At 32.6% G+C, this 16,612-nt stretch carries 14 protein-coding genes and 4 pseudogenes; 10 read left to right on the plus strand and 8 right to left on the minus strand.

The genetic code is table 11. From position 1 onward, the window contains the following. Positions 1 to 155, minus strand: a pseudogene (locus C564_RS32895) (IS6 family transposase); the annotation flags it as partial. 48 nt (positions 156 to 203) lie between these two features. Then, positions 204 to 476 (minus strand): hypothetical protein, encoded by a 273-nt coding sequence (locus C564_RS0128530; protein WP_018767774.1) that lies wholly within the window; start codon positions 474 to 476, stop codon positions 204 to 206. A gap of 174 nt (positions 477 to 650) precedes the next feature. On the opposite strand from C564_RS0128530, the gene C564_RS0128535 reads away from it, so the two are divergent. Further along, on the plus strand, positions 651 to 923 hold the full coding sequence (locus C564_RS0128535; RefSeq protein ID WP_018767775.1) for an HU family DNA-binding protein: 273 nt from the start codon (positions 651 to 653) through the stop codon (positions 921 to 923). A 61-nt stretch (positions 924 to 984) separates the two neighbouring features. On the opposite strand, the pseudogene C564_RS33915 reads toward C564_RS0128535, so the two are convergent. Continuing rightward, positions 985 to 1,881, minus strand: a pseudogene (locus C564_RS33915) (Rpn family recombination-promoting nuclease/putative transposase). 767 nt (positions 1,882 to 2,648) lie between these two features. Here C564_RS33915 and C564_RS0128550 point away from each other — a divergent pair. Next, positions 2,649 to 3,170 (plus strand): tubby C-terminal domain-like protein, encoded by a 522-nt coding sequence (locus tag C564_RS0128550; RefSeq protein ID WP_018767779.1) that lies wholly within the window; start codon positions 2,649 to 2,651, stop codon positions 3,168 to 3,170. A 132-nt stretch (positions 3,171 to 3,302) separates the two neighbouring features. Here the strand turns inward: C564_RS0128550 and C564_RS0128555 are convergent, their stop codons facing one another. Both C564_RS0128555 and C564_RS0128570 read right to left on the minus strand, forming a co-directional pair. Continuing rightward, positions 3,303 to 3,590 (minus strand): DUF5316 family protein, encoded by a 288-nt coding sequence (locus C564_RS0128555; protein ID WP_018767780.1) that lies wholly within the window; start codon positions 3,588 to 3,590, stop codon positions 3,303 to 3,305. Between the two features lie 1,002 nt (positions 3,591 to 4,592). Further along, positions 4,593 to 5,435, minus strand: a complete 843-nt coding sequence (locus C564_RS0128570; protein ID WP_018767782.1) for a type II CAAX endopeptidase family protein — start codon at positions 5,433 to 5,435, stop codon at positions 4,593 to 4,595. Between the two features lie 364 nt (positions 5,436 to 5,799). Between C564_RS0128570 and C564_RS0128575 the strand changes: the two genes are divergently transcribed. Beyond that, on the plus strand, positions 5,800 to 6,075 hold the full coding sequence (locus C564_RS0128575; protein ID WP_018767783.1) for a hypothetical protein: 276 nt from the start codon (positions 5,800 to 5,802) through the stop codon (positions 6,073 to 6,075). Positions 6,076 to 6,623: 548 nt separating this feature from the next. Here C564_RS0128575 and C564_RS0128580 read toward each other — a convergent pair. Both C564_RS0128580 and C564_RS0128585 read right to left on the minus strand, forming a co-directional pair. Further along, on the minus strand, positions 6,624 to 6,950 hold the full coding sequence (locus C564_RS0128580; protein WP_018767784.1) for a hypothetical protein: 327 nt from the start codon (positions 6,948 to 6,950) through the stop codon (positions 6,624 to 6,626). After that, entirely contained in the window at positions 6,943 to 7,179 is a 237-nt protein-coding gene (locus C564_RS0128585) for a helix-turn-helix transcriptional regulator (RefSeq protein WP_003204257.1), read from the minus strand. Before C564_RS0128585 ends, C564_RS0128580 begins: the two co-directional genes overlap by 8 nt. 548 nt (positions 7,180 to 7,727) lie before the next feature. On the opposite strand from C564_RS0128585, the gene C564_RS0128590 reads away from it, so the two are divergent. The 4 genes and pseudogenes from C564_RS0128590 to C564_RS35705 all read left to right on the plus strand — a co-directional run. Continuing rightward, positions 7,728 to 8,045 (plus strand): PadR family transcriptional regulator, encoded by a 318-nt coding sequence (locus C564_RS0128590; RefSeq protein WP_002139689.1) that lies wholly within the window; start codon positions 7,728 to 7,730, stop codon positions 8,043 to 8,045. Beyond that, the gene (locus tag C564_RS0128595) at positions 8,032 to 8,598 is read left to right on the plus strand and encodes a DUF2812 domain-containing protein (RefSeq protein ID WP_018767785.1); all 567 of its coding nucleotides are present in this window, start codon (positions 8,032 to 8,034) and stop codon (positions 8,596 to 8,598) included. The genes C564_RS0128590 and C564_RS0128595 overlap by 14 nt, the downstream gene beginning before the upstream one ends. A 182-nt stretch (positions 8,599 to 8,780) precedes the next feature. After that, positions 8,781 to 9,377, plus strand: a complete 597-nt coding sequence (locus C564_RS0128600; protein WP_196811512.1) for a recombinase family protein — start codon at positions 8,781 to 8,783, stop codon at positions 9,375 to 9,377. Between the two features lie 622 nt (positions 9,378 to 9,999). Further along, positions 10,000 to 10,197: pseudogene (locus C564_RS35705) on the plus strand (Tn3 family transposase); the annotation flags it as partial. A gap of 1,189 nt (positions 10,198 to 11,386) precedes the next feature. Here the strand turns inward: C564_RS35705 and C564_RS0128605 are convergent. After that, positions 11,387 to 12,784 carry a M60 family metallopeptidase gene (locus C564_RS0128605; RefSeq protein ID WP_018767787.1) on the minus strand — a complete coding sequence of 466 codons (1,398 nt, stop codon included), beginning with the start codon at positions 12,782 to 12,784 and terminating at the stop codon, positions 11,387 to 11,389. Positions 12,785 to 13,165: 381 nt separating this feature from the next. Between C564_RS0128605 and C564_RS0128610 the strand changes: the two genes are divergently transcribed. The 3 genes and pseudogenes from C564_RS0128610 to C564_RS32905 form a co-directional block, all read left to right on the plus strand. Continuing rightward, positions 13,166 to 13,759, plus strand: a complete 594-nt coding sequence (locus C564_RS0128610) for an ArsR/SmtB family transcription factor (protein ID WP_002203041.1) — start codon at positions 13,166 to 13,168, stop codon at positions 13,757 to 13,759. 27 nt (positions 13,760 to 13,786) lie between these two features. Next, positions 13,787 to 15,037 carry an MFS transporter gene (locus C564_RS0128615; protein ID WP_018767788.1) on the plus strand — a complete coding sequence of 417 codons (1,251 nt, stop codon included), beginning with the start codon at positions 13,787 to 13,789 and terminating at the stop codon, positions 15,035 to 15,037. A 276-nt stretch (positions 15,038 to 15,313) separates the two neighbouring features. Continuing rightward, a pseudogene (locus C564_RS32905) lies at positions 15,314 to 16,363 on the plus strand (IS4 family transposase); the annotation flags it as partial. Positions 16,364 to 16,612: the final 249 nt, after the last annotated feature.

The following is a 16,612-nucleotide window of genomic DNA, read 5'->3' on the forward strand; positions in this document are numbered from 1 at the left end:
CGCATAATGGTTGTGTGAGAAATGGATAAACCCCGTTCCTCCATCATTTCTACCAGATCACGAAAACTGAGGTTGTACCGTAGGTACCATCTTACCGTTAATAAAATAATATCAGGCTGATAGTGCTTCCATTTGAACAAATTTTCCTTTTTCATACCAATTACACACCCTCTTTAGATTAGTAGTATCAGTATGTCCAAGATTTATAGATTCATTGCAATTTTCCTAGCGTTTTCGCACCAGAACCCTTTAATCATTTCATTTTTTTGATTTTTCGGATTCTCAATACATTCTAATAATTCTATAGCTTGTATTATATATTGTTGCATCATTTCGCGAATTTGTTGTCCATATGACTGTAATTGTATCTCCATTACTAATGATTTTATTTGACTTTCAATATCATGTAATTGTTCAGAATGATACTTTTTACATTGATACAGCTGTAAAAGCTTATTTGAATTTTTCTGATCCATTACTACTCTCGCCTCCTTATAAAATATCCTAACCACTTTTTCGCTTGTAAAAACCACTATCTAATAAATGTAGAATTAGTTATTAAATCATTTTGCAACTTTATTTGCGCTTTTTCTAGAAACATACTATAATAACAAACCGTTATAAGTATTCACATGGAGGTTTAGTTTACTATGAATAAAACAGAATTAATTAACCAAGTAGCAGTAAAATCATCCCTTTCTAAAAAAGATGCTACTGCATCCGTACAAGCTATTTTGGATCAAATTACAAAAGCACTACAAAAAGAAGAAGCTGTACAATTGATTGGATTCGGTACCTTTGAAGTGCGCGAACGCTCTGCACGTACAGGACGTAATCCTCAAACGGGCGAAGAGATGCATATCCCTGGAGGTAAAGTTCCTGGATTTAAAGCAGGGAAATCTCTAAAAGAAGCAGTAAAATAAACGTTAAGATACATAAAAATAGCACCTTAATGGGTGCTATTTCGATTTATACTTATTATGTTTATGATTCTAAAAGTTTTTGTATATCTTCTACTGGTAATCCTGTGAACTTTGCAATATCCCCTATAGGCATTCCATTTTTATGCATACCACGAACTAATTGGACGCGTTCAGCAAGTTTTCCTTCTTGGAGTCCTTGTTCACGCCCTTTATTCAATGCATGTGCAATCCCTGCCGCTTCATCCATCAAAATCTTTTCGCAAGCTTCGTAAGCTTGACGGAACGAAGCATCTTGGCTCATATGCTCCCATTTATCCATTGCTTTCTGTAAAATCGGGTCCTGATCCATCGCAATCGCCTCCAGAGTATGTGTTAAATGCTCATCTTCATTGGCTGGTAATAGTAATAACCACCGAACAAAGGAATCTTCCCACGGATTTACTTTTTCCTCTCGCCACTGTTGCATGAGCTTAGGAATTTCTATGACATGGATTTCGATATCGTCACTTAAAAGTTGCTCTTGTTGCATATTCCACAGTTTCCCCGTCGTATGAAATGCTTCGTAGTCTTTAAACATGACGAAGTTCAATTAGTTGATTGTAATGGTTTTATGAAGGGAACTGTAGGGCATTCCTTTTTTTAATTGAGATGCATAGAGCTTGCTCCAATAATAAAGGGAACGCTTTAAAAGATCGTGATTATTATTCAACTGGATTTCAATATTAATTTTGGTTCCTGTGTCTAATGTAGCAGATACATCTAGAATTGATAATTTATCCTCTTCATGTTCTCGATGCAAATGCGGATCTTCGAATTGAATTGATTGAATGGGAGACTCCAATGAATCAGCTAACATTGCATTTAGAAATGTTAACAAAATATCTTCGCTTCCAGATGTCCCGAATAATTGTTTAAAGGCAAAATCAATGCGTAAATTGACCAATTTTTGATTGGACATGGGCTTCCTCTCCCTGTCTGATAAGATCTCTTTTTTCTTATTGTACATAAAAACAAATTGAACATGCAAACAGACTCTTATGATTAACATAAGAGCCTCACTGCAGATACATACAATAGATTAGATAACGACCATAAACGGACTTGAAAAACACCTAAAAAATTTACAAAAGAAACCATATTTAGTATACATCTAATTAGAAACATATACAAGAAATGGTGAAATACATCATTTTTTCATCATTGATTTATGATATGCTATACTTGCGGATTCTGTTTGTGCAACAAGCTATGTAGGGATAATATACGTTTCTCAATCAACACATTTTCTGAAAGTAGCATGTCTTACTACTCATAAGACATGCTATATTTATAATGTTCAAATGAAAAACAATAAGAAAATCATTTTGGTTTCCATATCCGTATATGTGGCAAAAAAAGAAAAATATACAATTCCTATCAGGTGTACCGCCAGCATTTTGGAAAAAAACCACGCTAAGAGTATGCAAGATTTTATGCAAAAAAGCGGGAGACATAGGGAACTATGGGGGAACCAAGAGGCGCGCCAAAATAGGAATGTATAAAAAAATGCATAGATCCATAGAACAAAAAAAGGCGGATCCCTTGTGAGAGTAAGATTCCCCCTTGTCTTCGCGACCGATAATGAGACATTATGTTAACCAAGTATGTATGGAATATACATCCAATTTTTACTATGAATCAATTATTTCAAATGATACAATAAAGAAAAAAAGGGGAAGTATCAAAATGAAGAAATATACATACTTACCTCCTAAGGTAAAGCACTCTACTAAATTGGTTGATGTTATAGATGAAGCTGGAAATAAGGTATTCACATTTAAAAGAAATTACAAAAATATATTAACAAGAATGACAACCTATGTATGGGACATTGATTGGAACGTTCAAATCAATGTTTATTCCAACGATAGAGATATAGTTTATCAGTGTATAAAGAACAAATGGTTAGGAAAGCCTACGTATAAAGTTATTAACTGTCTGACGAGTGAAGAGTATGAAGTAAGTTATATTTCGTGGCAAGTTATATCCCCTGAGCTTCTTATTAAATCTGAGTCTTGTGAACTCACAGTAAAGAAAACACCAATGGATTGGGCAAAATTTTATTATCAGGGTAAAGAAGTAGCAAGGTGGAGAATGAAAACATCAGAATGGTTTAAAACATACTTAGAGATAGAAGAGGATTCTCCTATACAAGAACCAGAATTTTTTACGAGTATTGCACAAACTCTGTTTTATGTCGGTGAATAATTAACTTCCTACAACGGGAATTATGTAAAAGAAAAGTACCTTCAGATCTTCTGAAGGTACTTTTCTAGGTTTCTAGATACATTGAATACCGATAAGTGGTGTTATGGTAACTAGATTTGTATACGATATACATTAAATAACGATGTAAACTAGTGCTGCTATAAGATTTGGAATAGCCATTATTAAAAAACCTTTTGATTGGTCGATACGGCCAATTTTACGCGTTTCCTTTTTTGAAAATAGAGTTCCTTTATTACCTAAAATTAAGCTATCAATGAAATAAGCTAAAGCTAATCCAATACTAATTAACCCGAAAGTTCCACATACATAATAAATGTAGCTCCAATCCCGACTAAAATAAGCTACTACAGATACGATAAGTAATAGGAGTATTCCTGAAATAAGTCCTCTCTTTATCATTATGATCCCTCTTTCAAAAAAATAATATCCACATTATACCATATGTGTTGAGTGTATATTTTTTAAACAAATTCCAATAATCTTACGTTATGTTAACCTTACATGTATATATAATATTCATACAGGGAAGATAAACAGAATTAATTATTCTTCTTTCTTTGATTCTTTTTTAATTTTTCATTAAACAATAATTAAATTTCTATTTAAATGATTTTTATGGTAATTTTAGGTTATATTTTACAATTTGTTACAAGGGGTTGGATGCGTATTAATATGTTAGAAAATGTACATGACGCTTCTGAAATATTACTAGTTTTATCTGCATTTTGTTTTTATATATATTTAAGGAAAATTAAATTAGAAAGAAAACTTACCCGTTTTGAGCTTCTAATGTATATATTGTCACAATTCGCATACGTTCTGTGGGGAATTAGTTTTATCGCTAAAATATGGGGATAAAAAATCAAAAGATGTTGGATCTCATGTAAAGCGATCTTTATTTTAAGGTATCTCGGTTGTACCCCCAGCAAGGAATAAAAAGTTTCAACTTCCAATAACGCATGTTTATGTTAACTAAATTAGCTTAAGATTAAATCATTGGAGGAAAAAATATGAAAAATAAAATACCTCTAATAACATTCATTTTAGCTGCTTTATTTGTAGCTGGAGGTTTTGCATTCTTCTACTGGATCAAAACATTCCCATTCAACTAAAGAAACCTAACTACCGATAACAAAAATTATGTAAATAAGCTGTCCATATGGGCAGCTTATTGTATTTTTTGCTTAGCGTGGGGTTTTTCCAAAATGCTGACGATACCCCATGCCCATCAACCTAAGAAAACAGATCAACCCCAAAACAAAAAAATCCTTCACATAATATGTGATAGAAAAGGATAGATAAAGGCATTTTAGCCTTATCTATCCTTTTCTGTACTACTAATGATTACGTTTACTACTCAAAAACTTCTATTCCTATTTTTATACATCATAACAATTTTAATTAGGTTGTGGTGTACTTCAAAGGTGGTAAACTATCATACCTTAATAGTTCCGAATGTCTTCTAATAAAAGGAATAATCCACATTAATCCAATTGTTATTAGCACAATAGACATTAAAAGAATGATAGTTAATTCAGGTTGTGCTGAAGGTGTGCTTGTAGTTGTAGACTGTAAAGCAGAAAAGATATCTCTTGAAGCTACAATTGCATTATTAACCATGTGAGCTATTATAGAAGGTAATAAACTTTTAGTTTTCAAGTACATTAAACAAGAAATAATCCCAAATATTGTGGTTCCAAAAACATTGCTTAGATGTAAAACACCGAAGCAGATGGAAGAGAATATAACTGCTTTTTTTATTCCGAATTTATACGTAAAACGACTAAGAATAAAGCCTCTGAACAAAATTTCTTCACAAACAGGAGCAATGAAAGAAAGAGTTATAGCTTTCATTAAAATAAACCACATACTTTGTGTTTTAACTACTTCGTTTGTATCCTCTAGCGAAGCGCTCTTTGGTATTAATGAAAATAGTATTACGATTAGCAATAACATACCTAATCCGAAAAGCATAGTCATAATTGCTGATGCAAAAATTTTTCTAAAAGAAAAAGAAGATGGTTTTGACAAGTAAGTTTTAAACGAGATATTATATCTTTTAAATTTAAAACCAATCCAAAACATAGGGATAGCATAAATTGAAATAATAAGAGCAATATTTAACTTTACATCTTTAGGAATTTCTTTGAATAATAAAGGCAAAATAAATATCATTATTACAAAAGAGATAATAGCCCACATTAAAATGAACCTTGTTTTCATATGATCAAAAATTTTATCCATTAATAGCCTCCTGTAGTTTTATGTTAGTATTCTATATTTTATTATATCATTTTAAAGGGATATTTTGGTATTTCGTTTATATGAACGAGAGTTCATTTTGTTTTCATTCTTAAGTTGATGGGCATGTGACGATACCCCAGATAAGAAATGGTATGAGTTTTGGAAATAATCTTTTGAAATTTGATTAATTATCTCTCTCCCTCTTTGAAGATATAGGAAAATAAATCCAATGTTTATGGTATAATTTTCAATGTTGTATAGGGACGGAGAACACGGTCTAAATTAAGATTACGCCTAAAGAACTAGAATTGGTTGCTAAAAAGCAGGATAATTTAAGAAAGAGTGTTGAGCTGGGGATGATGAATTGAAAAATAATAAATCAAATAGAGCTTTAAGGGTTGGAGCTAATATCGTATTTATTTTATTACTTTTAGGTGCATTCCAAATGTTTTTTGATGAAAATTATACAAATGACCACTTTGGTGGGTTATTTTTGATAGCTTTTTGGATGCTTAGAAGTATTTATGGTTTTACCATAAGTTTAAAAGAAGGAAATAAGAAGTTAGCATTAATTGATTTAGGTTTAGTAATTTTTGCTTTTTATTTTTTATTTTCTCAGAGTATTAAATATTTTCTCTGAAAATAACTAATTCACTAACGGGTCTTTAATTTGAATAAACCTCATATAAAAATAAAGCTTAGAGTCATATGAGAACTCTGAGCTTTTTTGAATATTACTGATAAGTGAGATTATGTTAATTGAACAAAACTACTTACAAATTATTTCAATTATAGTAAAATTTATTATGGTGATGATTATGAGAAAAAGGGAAAATGGTTTATATTAGAAAATGTTAGAATTATGGATATCCATTCCAAGAAGTATCCGTTTAGCATTTTTGTGGTCAATTCTTATAGGATTTTCTTATTTAGGTTGGGTAAAAATCATATATAAATTATTTGAATAGGTATATTGGAAAATGTTCAGTAACCTCTTTATTTTCAGTATTTTAAATGTATACTTTTCTTGTTGTTTTTGATGATATCAGGGGATTTTGTGTGGGGTCAATGTTTTAGGGGAAATGAATGTAAACAAATATACAAAAGTTTACTTTCAAATAGGGGGCAATAAAAAAACAGTAGTGCATAAGATCACTACTGTTTTTTTTATTGCTTTTTGCAAGTAAACTACTTGCATTCTTTTCTATATAATTTAATAGAATAAACAGCTCCAACAAAGAATACCAAGGCTTGAGTTAATATAAAGAATTGACGGAAATACATGTCTTTACTAACTAAAGAAATAAATAGGGAATTCATTAGCATTTGAGTAACAAACATACTATAAGTAATTTTTAAATAAATAGTATTTGTTCTTTCATCTGGTTTACCAATTTTTTTGTAGATAATAAAAAGTACAATTGCTGAACCCAACATCAAAATACATGTAAAACCTACAAAGATATTGAAATTATCTGTGCTTTCTAACATCCAATTGTTTAATTGATCAAGCATTATTATCTTCCTTTCCTACATAAGAGAATATTTCGTTTATATCAACCTCAAAATAATTTGCTATTCGATATGCTAACACCAGTGAAGGAGAATAATTATTCTTTTCCATAACAAATATCGTTTGCTTAGAAACTCCAACAGCATCAGCTAAATCTTTTTGTGACATTCTTCTTAACACTCTATGTTCATACACTTTATTCGTTATAGAGTCCCCATATTTTTCCTTCATAGTTAACACCTTCCTTTCTTAACACCTATATTAAACCTATTTTATAAAAAAGTAAAGTTTAATTATACAAAAGATAATTTTTTTTATATATATTAAAAGAAATTCTATATATTTTTTTGAATTTCAATCTTATAAAAGAGAAGGAACTCTATGAGGGAAATCTCAAAATCACAAGTATTAAAACTAGTAGAAAAGCGGTGTAAAAGTAGTATAAGCGTTATACCCACCGCCCATCCGCATTATGACCGCTTTTTGTTGATTTAAAATAAAGATTGATAATTTGTAAAAAAAGTTTGATAAAAAGATCTATTTTGCAGAGTATCTCTTTCTTCAACAATCGGGCTATTTAATTGAATAAGACTACATAAAAAGTCACTTTCCCTTACGTAAGGAAAGTGACTTTTTAGATTGATTTTTTCCCTTGTTATCAAGCTATTTACTTTAAGTTCCTTTGACCAATTTTGAAAATGTCGTTGACTATTCAGTTGAACTGCATTATGTTATTATTAAGTTGAACTATACAGTCGAACTGAACTGAGGGTGAGGATATGAAACATAAATTATTACCATTGTCTGAAACCATGCATTATATTTTATTAGCTCTGCGTGAGCCACTCCATGGCTATGCCGTAATGCAGAAGATAGAAAAGATAAGTAACAGTACTGTTATTTTAGCAGCTGGTACATTATACGGTGCGATTGAAAACTTGAATAAGCATGGTTGGATTGAACCTGTTGGAGAGTCAGGTCGGAGAAAAGTATATATGATAACTGCAGAAGGAAGCGCCATTTTGAAAATGGAACAAAATAGGCTATTGCATATTTTATCCCTGTACGAAGGAAGTGAATCCAATGAAGAAATTTAAGATATTTTTTGATATTGAAAAAGAGGAGCAATGGCTGAACGAGCAATTACAAAAAGGCTATCGTTGTACAAATATTAGTGGATTAGGAATATACACTTTCGAAAAAACTGACAAGAGATATGTTATACGACTTGATTATCAAGATTATTTACCTAAGAAAAAGTTGGTTGAATACAAAGGGATATATGAGGATTTCGGTTGGAACTATATAAAGGGGCCCTTGCTTAGTGGACTACGGTATTGGCAAAAAGAAGATGATGATCAAAATGAAATCTTCTCGGATCGCCAATCAAAGGGTAATCATTATAAAAAATTAATGGATTATTCATTTTGGTCGGTTATACTGTGTTTAGCTTATTCTTATATGTTTTACAAGGATTCAGGATTATATCATGAAGGTCTTTGGAGTATGAAAGGTTCATTATTTTGGAAGGCATTTTTATTTGAAACACCATTTGTCCTTTTGAAGTTGTCTTCCGCACTTCTGTTTGTTTTTTTGGGTATCAATTTCTATAAAGCTTATCGAAAGTATTCAATGTTAAAAGAAAAATAAACGTTTTTCAAATTTTCCAGAATCGGGCGCTTTTCCGAAGTAACGATAAAAGCCCAATTTCTCAGCATTAAAACTGAGAAATTGGGCTTTTTTATATTTACATATAGTGCAAAATAGCGCTTAAAATAGGTGCAAAATAACTTCTAAAGTGACAATCAGTATATTGACCTACATCAAAACTTATGGTCAAAGGTAATCGTAGAAAAGGTGAGATTTTGGTTAAATATGGATATGATAGGGTGAGCACTTTAAACCAGGATTTGGAATCTCAAATTCAAATGTTAGAAAAAGAAGGTTGCGAGAAAATTTACTCTGAAAAATTTACAGGTACAAAATTTGATAGGCCAAAATTTCAAGAACTACTTTCTGTACTAGAAAATGGCGACACACTTGTTGTAACAAAATTAGATCGGTTTGCACGTTCGGCTGAAAATGCAATTCAAACGATTAAAATGTTATTTGAAAAAGGAATTAAGGTACATGTCATTAATATGGGAGTAGTGGAAGATACGCCAACTGGTCGATTGATGTTTAATATCATGAGTGCATTCGCTGAATTTGAAAGAGATATGATTGTAGAACGTACACAAGAAGGAAAAGCGATTGCCAAGTTGAATCCTAATTTTAAAGAGGGACGACCGAAGAAATATAATAAAGAACAAATAGAACATGCTCTTGGTTTGTTAAAAACAGAATCTTATAGGAAAGTGGAAAGAATGACGGGAATTAGTGTAAGTACCTTGCAACGAGAAAAAAGAAATCGTTTAAAAACTGAGTGAATAAAAAATGGTGGGTACTTTTATGAATGTTCATTTTGAAGAACTGAAGAAAAAGGCATAGGTGAATTAGAAGAAACAGAGTATGTTATTAAATAAAACCCTATTTTATATATACATTCAAAAAACAAGATATCCTCAGGCGCATTTTAAGGCATTTAATTATAATTTTGTGTATTAAGCCTTTTAAAGTTGCAAATTTCGTTCAACTAAAAAAGTCGATTATCCTTTAGCGTACGAAATTCGCAAAATGTTGGTGCTACTCCTTTAAGTAAAAGTAATCTATATAAGTCCCGTTTAAGAATTTAACATAACCTAACATATAATGCAGATTTTTAAAAATTCATGGGTAAGACACCTGGTTTAAATATTTGAACCTCAAACATATGTTAAAGATTCAATCGTGACATATATAGTTTTAGTTAAACCGTAGGAATAAATAATTCCTACAGTTTTGTTATTGAATATTTTCCCAGAGTGGTTCCTCATACCCAGAATCGTTTCCCTACTCCCATTTTTTTAAAAAAATAAATCTGAAGATTCGTAAAAAATAATGGTATAATTTAATTGAATAAAAAGAAAAGGGCAACCTGTTTTTATCAGTGTTGCCCTTTTCTTTTTCTAAGCCAATGCAGTCATTTTTCAAAATGTTGTTGATATAACTATGATTTTATGGCAGCTCAAAAGAGAAGGTTATCGATTCTCATTTGAAGATCTAGTTATGTTAAGCCCATATATGACGAAACATCTAAAACGTTTTGACGATTATGTGATTGATTTAAAAAACATTCCACAACCAATAGAAGAGAATATACCTGTATAAAAAATAAACGGGTCATATTATGGGGAAAAAATCCAGTCTATGACCCATTTTTAAACGTATCTCAGCTGAACCCCTTGCACAATCGTTAATTGAAATGCACAAAGGCGAACTTGGTGTACGAGATCGTTCAGATGGTAAACAAGGGAATGAATTTTGGTTTACTCTCCCGTTACATCCGAAACAAAATAAGATGATTGCAAGACTTTTGTAACACTTATGAAAGTGAATTGAAATATTTTTATAATAAGATAAATATATCGAGGGTGATTTTATTTTCATCCGAGGTAAAAAGTATAAGCAATGTACAGTATAATCATCTGCTTTATAGTTTCATCTACCTCAACAGATGAAATTAAAACAGATGATTTACAATGAATTCGCTCAGATGTGCTAGAAAAATAAGCTTGAGCGCCCCCTTCCCCTTATTTTCAAAATCACTTTGTGAAAATGACATAGAATTCATATTCTATGTCATTTTTTGTGTAATTGGGGTATGACAACATCGCTATCAAGCTAAGAAATACAAATACCCCTAGGTACCAAAAAAACATCATCCCTTCTAATCTAGCTTATTTAGAAAGGATAACGTTTTTTTGTAATAAAGTTTAACCGTTTGTTTGAAAAATTACTAACTTGAGCATTAAGCTTGCGAAATGAATAACCAAATAACCTGCTCCCTTTATTTTTTGATGGAAGGTTATTTGATTTTATATTGGTATGAGTAAATTAAGGGTTTCTTAAGAACCTATTAAGAAATAAGTGAGTTTTAGGAACTAGAATAAATTTATCTTAACAGTAATAAGAGAATTAAAGTTTTAAACGGAGGTCCTGTAACAAGAAGCATAAGATGGCCGTTTTGTTATAAAGACCTAAGTTCTGAGAACCCTTGAAAAATAAAGAAGCTTACATATCTAATATGTAAGCTTCTTTGATTTTGAGGTAATCATTCAAAAATGAATCCATTATTTAAAAGGGCCAATTTTGAAGGGAAGCACTGATTGTTTACTTTTATTCACATGATAGTATAGCTCGAGAGGGTCTGCCACAGGAATGTTATTTATTTTCATACCTGTTATATCGTAATCCCCCTTGTTTATAAGGAATTATATGCTGTGCCCTATTAGCTATGCCAAATTGTATTTGGATTGTCATCGATTGCATTACTAGCTAGTTCACACACTTGCTTTCATTATTTTCTTGAATCATACGCAGCTACTGCTTTAACAGGTTTTGCATCCGTCGCTTCCCATATAGGAGAAGTTAATGTTGGATATCTCAAAGCTTCTACTTTTTTTCTCGTTTCTTGTGATGCTTTCAGTCCCCATTGATCAAAGAATGGAAGTAAATTTTGTTTCGCTACTTTCGATGTATTGTAAATAAATGCTTGTATTGCATCTTCATCAGTTCCTGGAAGTTTATCCTTTGGTAACTCTCGATATAGTTTGTGAAGATTCGGATAAAAATCTTCTCCATATGCTAAATGAAGTTGCCAAAGCATAACAAGTTTCACAAACAAGTCATCAATATTTTTATACTCTTTATCTGTTTGTTTTAAGTATGCAAAGGCTCTATCGTAATCCCCTTCTTTTTCTAACCGTGTTGGTTGATTCGGGAATAATTGCTTTTGTGCAGCTAAAGAATATATATTAACAGTGACTTCAGTCATTCCTCTAAGGTCATTCCATTTCCAAGGGTATTGTTGCCTTGTGTGTCCTGCTTCATGCAGTTGTCCCCATCCAAATTCATTTACATTTAAAGCACTTTCGATTGCATTACCAGCAGTAGTAAATACAACTCCATTCCTCCCTGCATACATACCCCAATCTGGGTTGTTAGGATTTTCCACAAAAGACCAGAGACGGCGAGTTGGACGATGTAACGGATTAGAACTTGTTTCAGATAGTCCCGATATTTTATCTTGCGCTAGAATCATTTCATCATATTTTTTTAATAGAGGAACCGGATCTTGACCCACAATATATTTCTTGGCACTATCAAGAGTAACAGTAAGTACTGCTTTCTTTGACTTTAATTGAACGGCATATGCATCTGGATACTTGTCTAACATAGCAATCCAGTCTTCTTTCGTATGCTTCCCTAATTCAAAGAATGGAACAGGGCTCCCCCCTTGTGTTACTTTCACCCTAACAGTTCCTTTCCCTTCACAGTTATCTAACCCTAATAAACCACCGTTTGGAGAGGAGATGGTGTTAGAACCCGGAGAAAGACGAAATGCTTTTCCCCCTTCTTTATCATATTCATTTGTCCCAATAGTTGCTCCAAGCTTGTCTAATCCCGATAGTCCCGATACTTCAATTGTGACTTGTTCATTCGGTTGTACATAGATTCCTGTTGGCACATAGTTTCGTTGCTCACTTCTTCTTTCTCTTTCTGCTTCTCCCATATAATGTCCTGTACTTGGAAGTTCAAACGTTCTCTCTTCATATTGCGCCTGAGTTTGCGTAGTTTCAGCATGAATGTTCAAACTATTTACAGTCATAGACGTAAATAATGTCGTTGTCAAAACAGCAGATGCCATAAATACCTTCAATGGTTTTTGTAATTTACAATTCTTTCTTCTATTCATATAAGTCAGTCCCTTCATTCAAATCCATTCTATCTTTCATGCAAAACGCCGATTTCCTCACTAGCCCATTATATCCTTTTATCAAATTAATACAATGAAAATTTCTCTTACTATGGGGTACCGCCACATGGCTATCAAGCTAAGAAAATATAACTCCCCCAGAACGAGATTTTGTCCTAATTTGTAATAAAAGAGCTCATTTTTTCGTTTTGGGGTGGATTTGTTTTCTTAAGTTGATGGATGTGTGTGGTAGGCCCCCTACATGGAATCCTACTGTCTTTATTTTAATTCAGAAATTTCTAAATTAACTTTCTTTTTATTTTAAATTGTAATACAATTGAGTTAAATAAATTTAACTGGTTAAAAAAAGGATGATGCATAATGAAACAAAAAGCCATTTCCATTATCGAAACATATGAACAATTAAAAGTAATAAGCGATCCATTACGTACAAAAATGCTTATATACTTAGTCGAAAAGCCATATACAGGTCATCAACTTGCTCAGCTTTTAAATCTTTCTCGCGCAAAAATACTCTATCACCTCCGCGAACTAGAAAAACACAACATCATTCAATTAGTAAAAAAAGAAGAACAGGGAGGGAATATTTTAAAGTACTATCAGGCTGTTTCGCGTGGCTTTATTCCTGCAAATCACTTACTTCACTACATTGAATCGCAACAGGCAACAAGACAATCCTATTTAGAAGTATTACATCGTGCACAAACAAGAGTATTAACTGCTCCAGATACCTCATTCGATTTAACATCTTCCCATGTTGAAGATTGGCCAAGTATCTCGATGCAAACAGAATTCTCATTAACAGAAGAACAATTTATAAAGTTTTTAAATCAGTATAGAAACCTTGTTAAAGAAACTTTAGCAGCTTCCACAGAAACTGATACTAATAAAAACTTTTATGTTACAATCACAGGTTTTGAAATTGATCAACTGCTCTTTAACGAAGATTTATAATTCATTATTTGTGGGGAGGAATATTCTTTGAGTGAGCCGTTTATATCACAACAAGTTCAACCTAAGTATACAAGCATGTCATTATTTAAAAATCGTGCATTCTTATTTCTTTGGTTATCTAGTACCTCTTCTTTTCTTGCTCTTTCAACCTACCTATTTGCAGAGCAATGGTATGTTATTCGATCTTTAGGTCAGGAATCAGCACTTGGGATTGTCATGATGGTAACTCTAATCCCGCGAGTCCTCCTAATGACTGTTGGAGGTGTATGGGCAGATCGCTTTAAACGTTCAAAAATTATGTTGGTTTCTAGCTTCACGCGTTTTTTACTGGTTTTTGTAATGATTACTTTATTACATTTACATCTATTAAATTTATGGTCGTTACTGTTTTTTGCACTACTATTTGGAATTCTGGATGCTTTCTTTTCACCAGCGAATCAGTCTCTTCTTCCTCTTCTAGTCCCAAAAGAGATGTTAACTCGATCTAATTCCTTTATTCAAACTTCCAATCAAGTTGCAATGTTTGCCGGACCAATGATAGGCGGCTGGATTATTACAGTTAGTTCTTTCTCGGTTTTATTTCTCTTCGTTGCTTGCTTTTTATTAATTACATCCGCTTTCACTTTATGTATTAAAGAAAAAATTTCTTCACCGTCATCTAAGCAAGCATCTACCAGACAAGAGCTATTAGAAGGTTTTCAATATGTATGGAACATGCCTTTTTTAAAATCTATACTTTTTATTTTAATGACAATAAACGTCCTCTTCTTTGGCCCTTTACTTATGGGAATTCCATTATTAGCGAGCGAGGTATTACATGGAAAGGCAGTTGAGGTAAGTTTTTTACAAAGCTCTTATCAAGGAGGAATGCTAGGAGGCGCTTTATTGATTGGGCTTTTAAATATTAGGAAAAATAGAGGTCTTTCTATTCTAATACTTATTTCTTTTCTTGGTATTTTTCTTTCTCTCCTTGGTCAAATGTATGTTTTATGGCAAGGAATCCTTTTACTTGTGATGATGGGTTTCATGTCTTCTATGATTAATGTACCACTGGTGTCTATTATTCAAGAAAACAGTGAAACAGATAAGCTAGGGAGAGTTATGAGTTTCGTAAATGCCTCTTCGAACGGTTTAGTTCCACTATCTTATGCTTTTGTATCTATATGCTTAACATTTGGCACTTCTATATCTAACATTCTACTATGTTGTGGCCTACTCATAACTATCTTATCCATTCTTTTTATAACAAAATATAAAATTGTACGTGATACAAATTAACTAAACAGTGCAGTATTTCTAGAAATTAAATGTTGGTTCAGGTTAAGCAGGTGGAGCGATGCTATTTATAAATGTACTAAAAATTTTTTCCGTATTGGGTGTACAGAGGTATCTTATTTTTATTGGAAATAAGTATATTATTCGGTATTAGCATATTGATTTTTAATACAATACATTAAAACTAAAAAATTCATTGTTCCCCAAAACAAAATACCCCATAAAATGAAAAAATACGCTATTCTTTCTGTAGAATCATAGGAAAGGATGGCGTTTTGTATGTCTATTTCTGTATCTGATGAATTACAACTATTTGGTCAAGAACTTCAAAGCTTTTTATCCCCACATATCTTAAGAGATCTTGCTAGAGATGTTGGTTTTGTACAACGAACTAGTAAGTACCAAGCAAAAGATTTAGTCGCTTTATGTGTATGGATGAGCCAAAATGTTGCTACGACTTCTTTAACTCAGTTATCTAGCTGTTTAGAAGCATCAACAGAAGTGCTCATCAGTCCTGAGGGACTGAATCAACGATTTAATAAAGCAGCCGTCCAATTTTTACAACACATATTAGCTGAACTACTAGATCAAAAATTGTCCTCATCTATGCCGATTTCTTCTCCATATATTTCTGTCTTCAAACGTATTCGTATTTTAGATTCAACTGCATTTCAACTCCCAGATTCCTTTTCATTCGTTTATCCGGGTGCAGGAGGATGCAGTCATACAGCTGGGATGAAAATTCAACTTGAATATGACCTTTTAAGCGGACAGTTCCTTCATATCCATACAGGTCCAGGTAAACAACATGATCGAACCTACGGTTCCCTGTGTGTCCCAACTGCAACAGCGAATGATTTATGTATCCGAGATTTAGGTTATTTTCATTTGAAGGATCTCCAACATATCCAAGATAAAAAGGCTTACTATATCTCACGTATCAAATCGAATACACGTATTTATCAAAAAAATCCTAATCCTGATCATTTTCAAGATGGCAGAATCAAGAAAGGTACAGAGTATATCCAGATAGATATGGAGGTTTTAATGAACTCTCTTCAACCAGGACAAACATGTGAAATATCCAACGCTTATGTAGGAATGACTGATAAAGTCCCAACTCGTGTGATTGTTCATCGACTAACAAAAGAACAGCAACAAAAACGATTACAAGATCAAACTGTAAAAGAAAAAAAGAAAGGAATGAAGTATTCCGCTCGTAGTAAACGACTTAGCGGTATCAATGTATATATGACAAATACTCCTACAGATATTGTCCCAATGGGACAAGTGCATGATTGGTATTCTTTACGTTGGCAAATCGGCGTGTCCAGATAAGGACACATTATCTAGTTGGTGAAAGTCCAATCGGGAGAATAGACTCCACTCCCGTAGCCTGAGAGGCGCCATGAAGTGAAAGCGACATGGCGAAGCCTTCTGACATCACATGCAAAAGGCATGTGGGCAAATCTCCAGGTTGTAACGTACAGTGAACGTAGACGTAGCCTCGTTACACGCAATTCCGGTGGCTGAGACGGTCGATAACGTGCGAAAGCAGCAAGAACTGACCGAAACGAG

Origin of the sequence: Bacillus sp. 105MF (assembly GCF_000374885.1) — a bacterium.
Lineage (GTDB): Bacteria > Bacillota > Bacilli > Bacillales > Bacillaceae_G > Bacillus_A > Bacillus_A pseudomycoides.

What these genes read in the sequence shown, in the direction of transcription:
- C564_RS0128530 (WP_018767774.1), bottom strand. Translation starts at nt 476, where the DNA reads ATGGATCAGAAAAATTCAAATAAGCTTTTACAGCTGTATCAATGTAAA.
- C564_RS0128535 (WP_018767775.1), top strand. Translation starts at nt 651, where the DNA reads ATGAATAAAACAGAATTAATTAACCAAGTAGCAGTAAAATCATCCCTT.
- C564_RS0128550 (WP_018767779.1), top strand. Translation starts at nt 2,649, where the DNA reads ATGAAGAAATATACATACTTACCTCCTAAGGTAAAGCACTCTACTAAA.
- C564_RS0128555 (WP_018767780.1), bottom strand. Translation starts at nt 3,590, where the DNA reads ATGATAAAGAGAGGACTTATTTCAGGAATACTCCTATTACTTATCGTA.
- C564_RS0128570 (WP_018767782.1), bottom strand. Translation starts at nt 5,435, where the DNA reads ATGGATAAAATTTTTGATCATATGAAAACAAGGTTCATTTTAATGTGG.
- C564_RS0128580 (WP_018767784.1), bottom strand. Translation starts at nt 6,950, where the DNA reads ATGCTTGATCAATTAAACAATTGGATGTTAGAAAGCACAGATAATTTC.
- C564_RS0128585 (WP_003204257.1), bottom strand. Translation starts at nt 7,179, where the DNA reads ATGAAGGAAAAATATGGGGACTCTATAACGAATAAAGTGTATGAACAT.
- C564_RS0128590 (WP_002139689.1), top strand. Translation starts at nt 7,728, where the DNA reads ATGAAACATAAATTATTACCATTGTCTGAAACCATGCATTATATTTTA.
- C564_RS0128595 (WP_018767785.1), top strand. Translation starts at nt 8,032, where the DNA reads ATGAAGAAATTTAAGATATTTTTTGATATTGAAAAAGAGGAGCAATGG.
- C564_RS0128600 (WP_196811512.1), top strand. Translation starts at nt 8,781, where the DNA reads ATGGTCAAAGGTAATCGTAGAAAAGGTGAGATTTTGGTTAAATATGGA.
- C564_RS0128605 (WP_018767787.1), bottom strand. Translation starts at nt 12,784, where the DNA reads ATGAATAGAAGAAAGAATTGTAAATTACAAAAACCATTGAAGGTATTT.
- C564_RS0128610 (WP_002203041.1), top strand. Translation starts at nt 13,166, where the DNA reads ATGAAACAAAAAGCCATTTCCATTATCGAAACATATGAACAATTAAAA.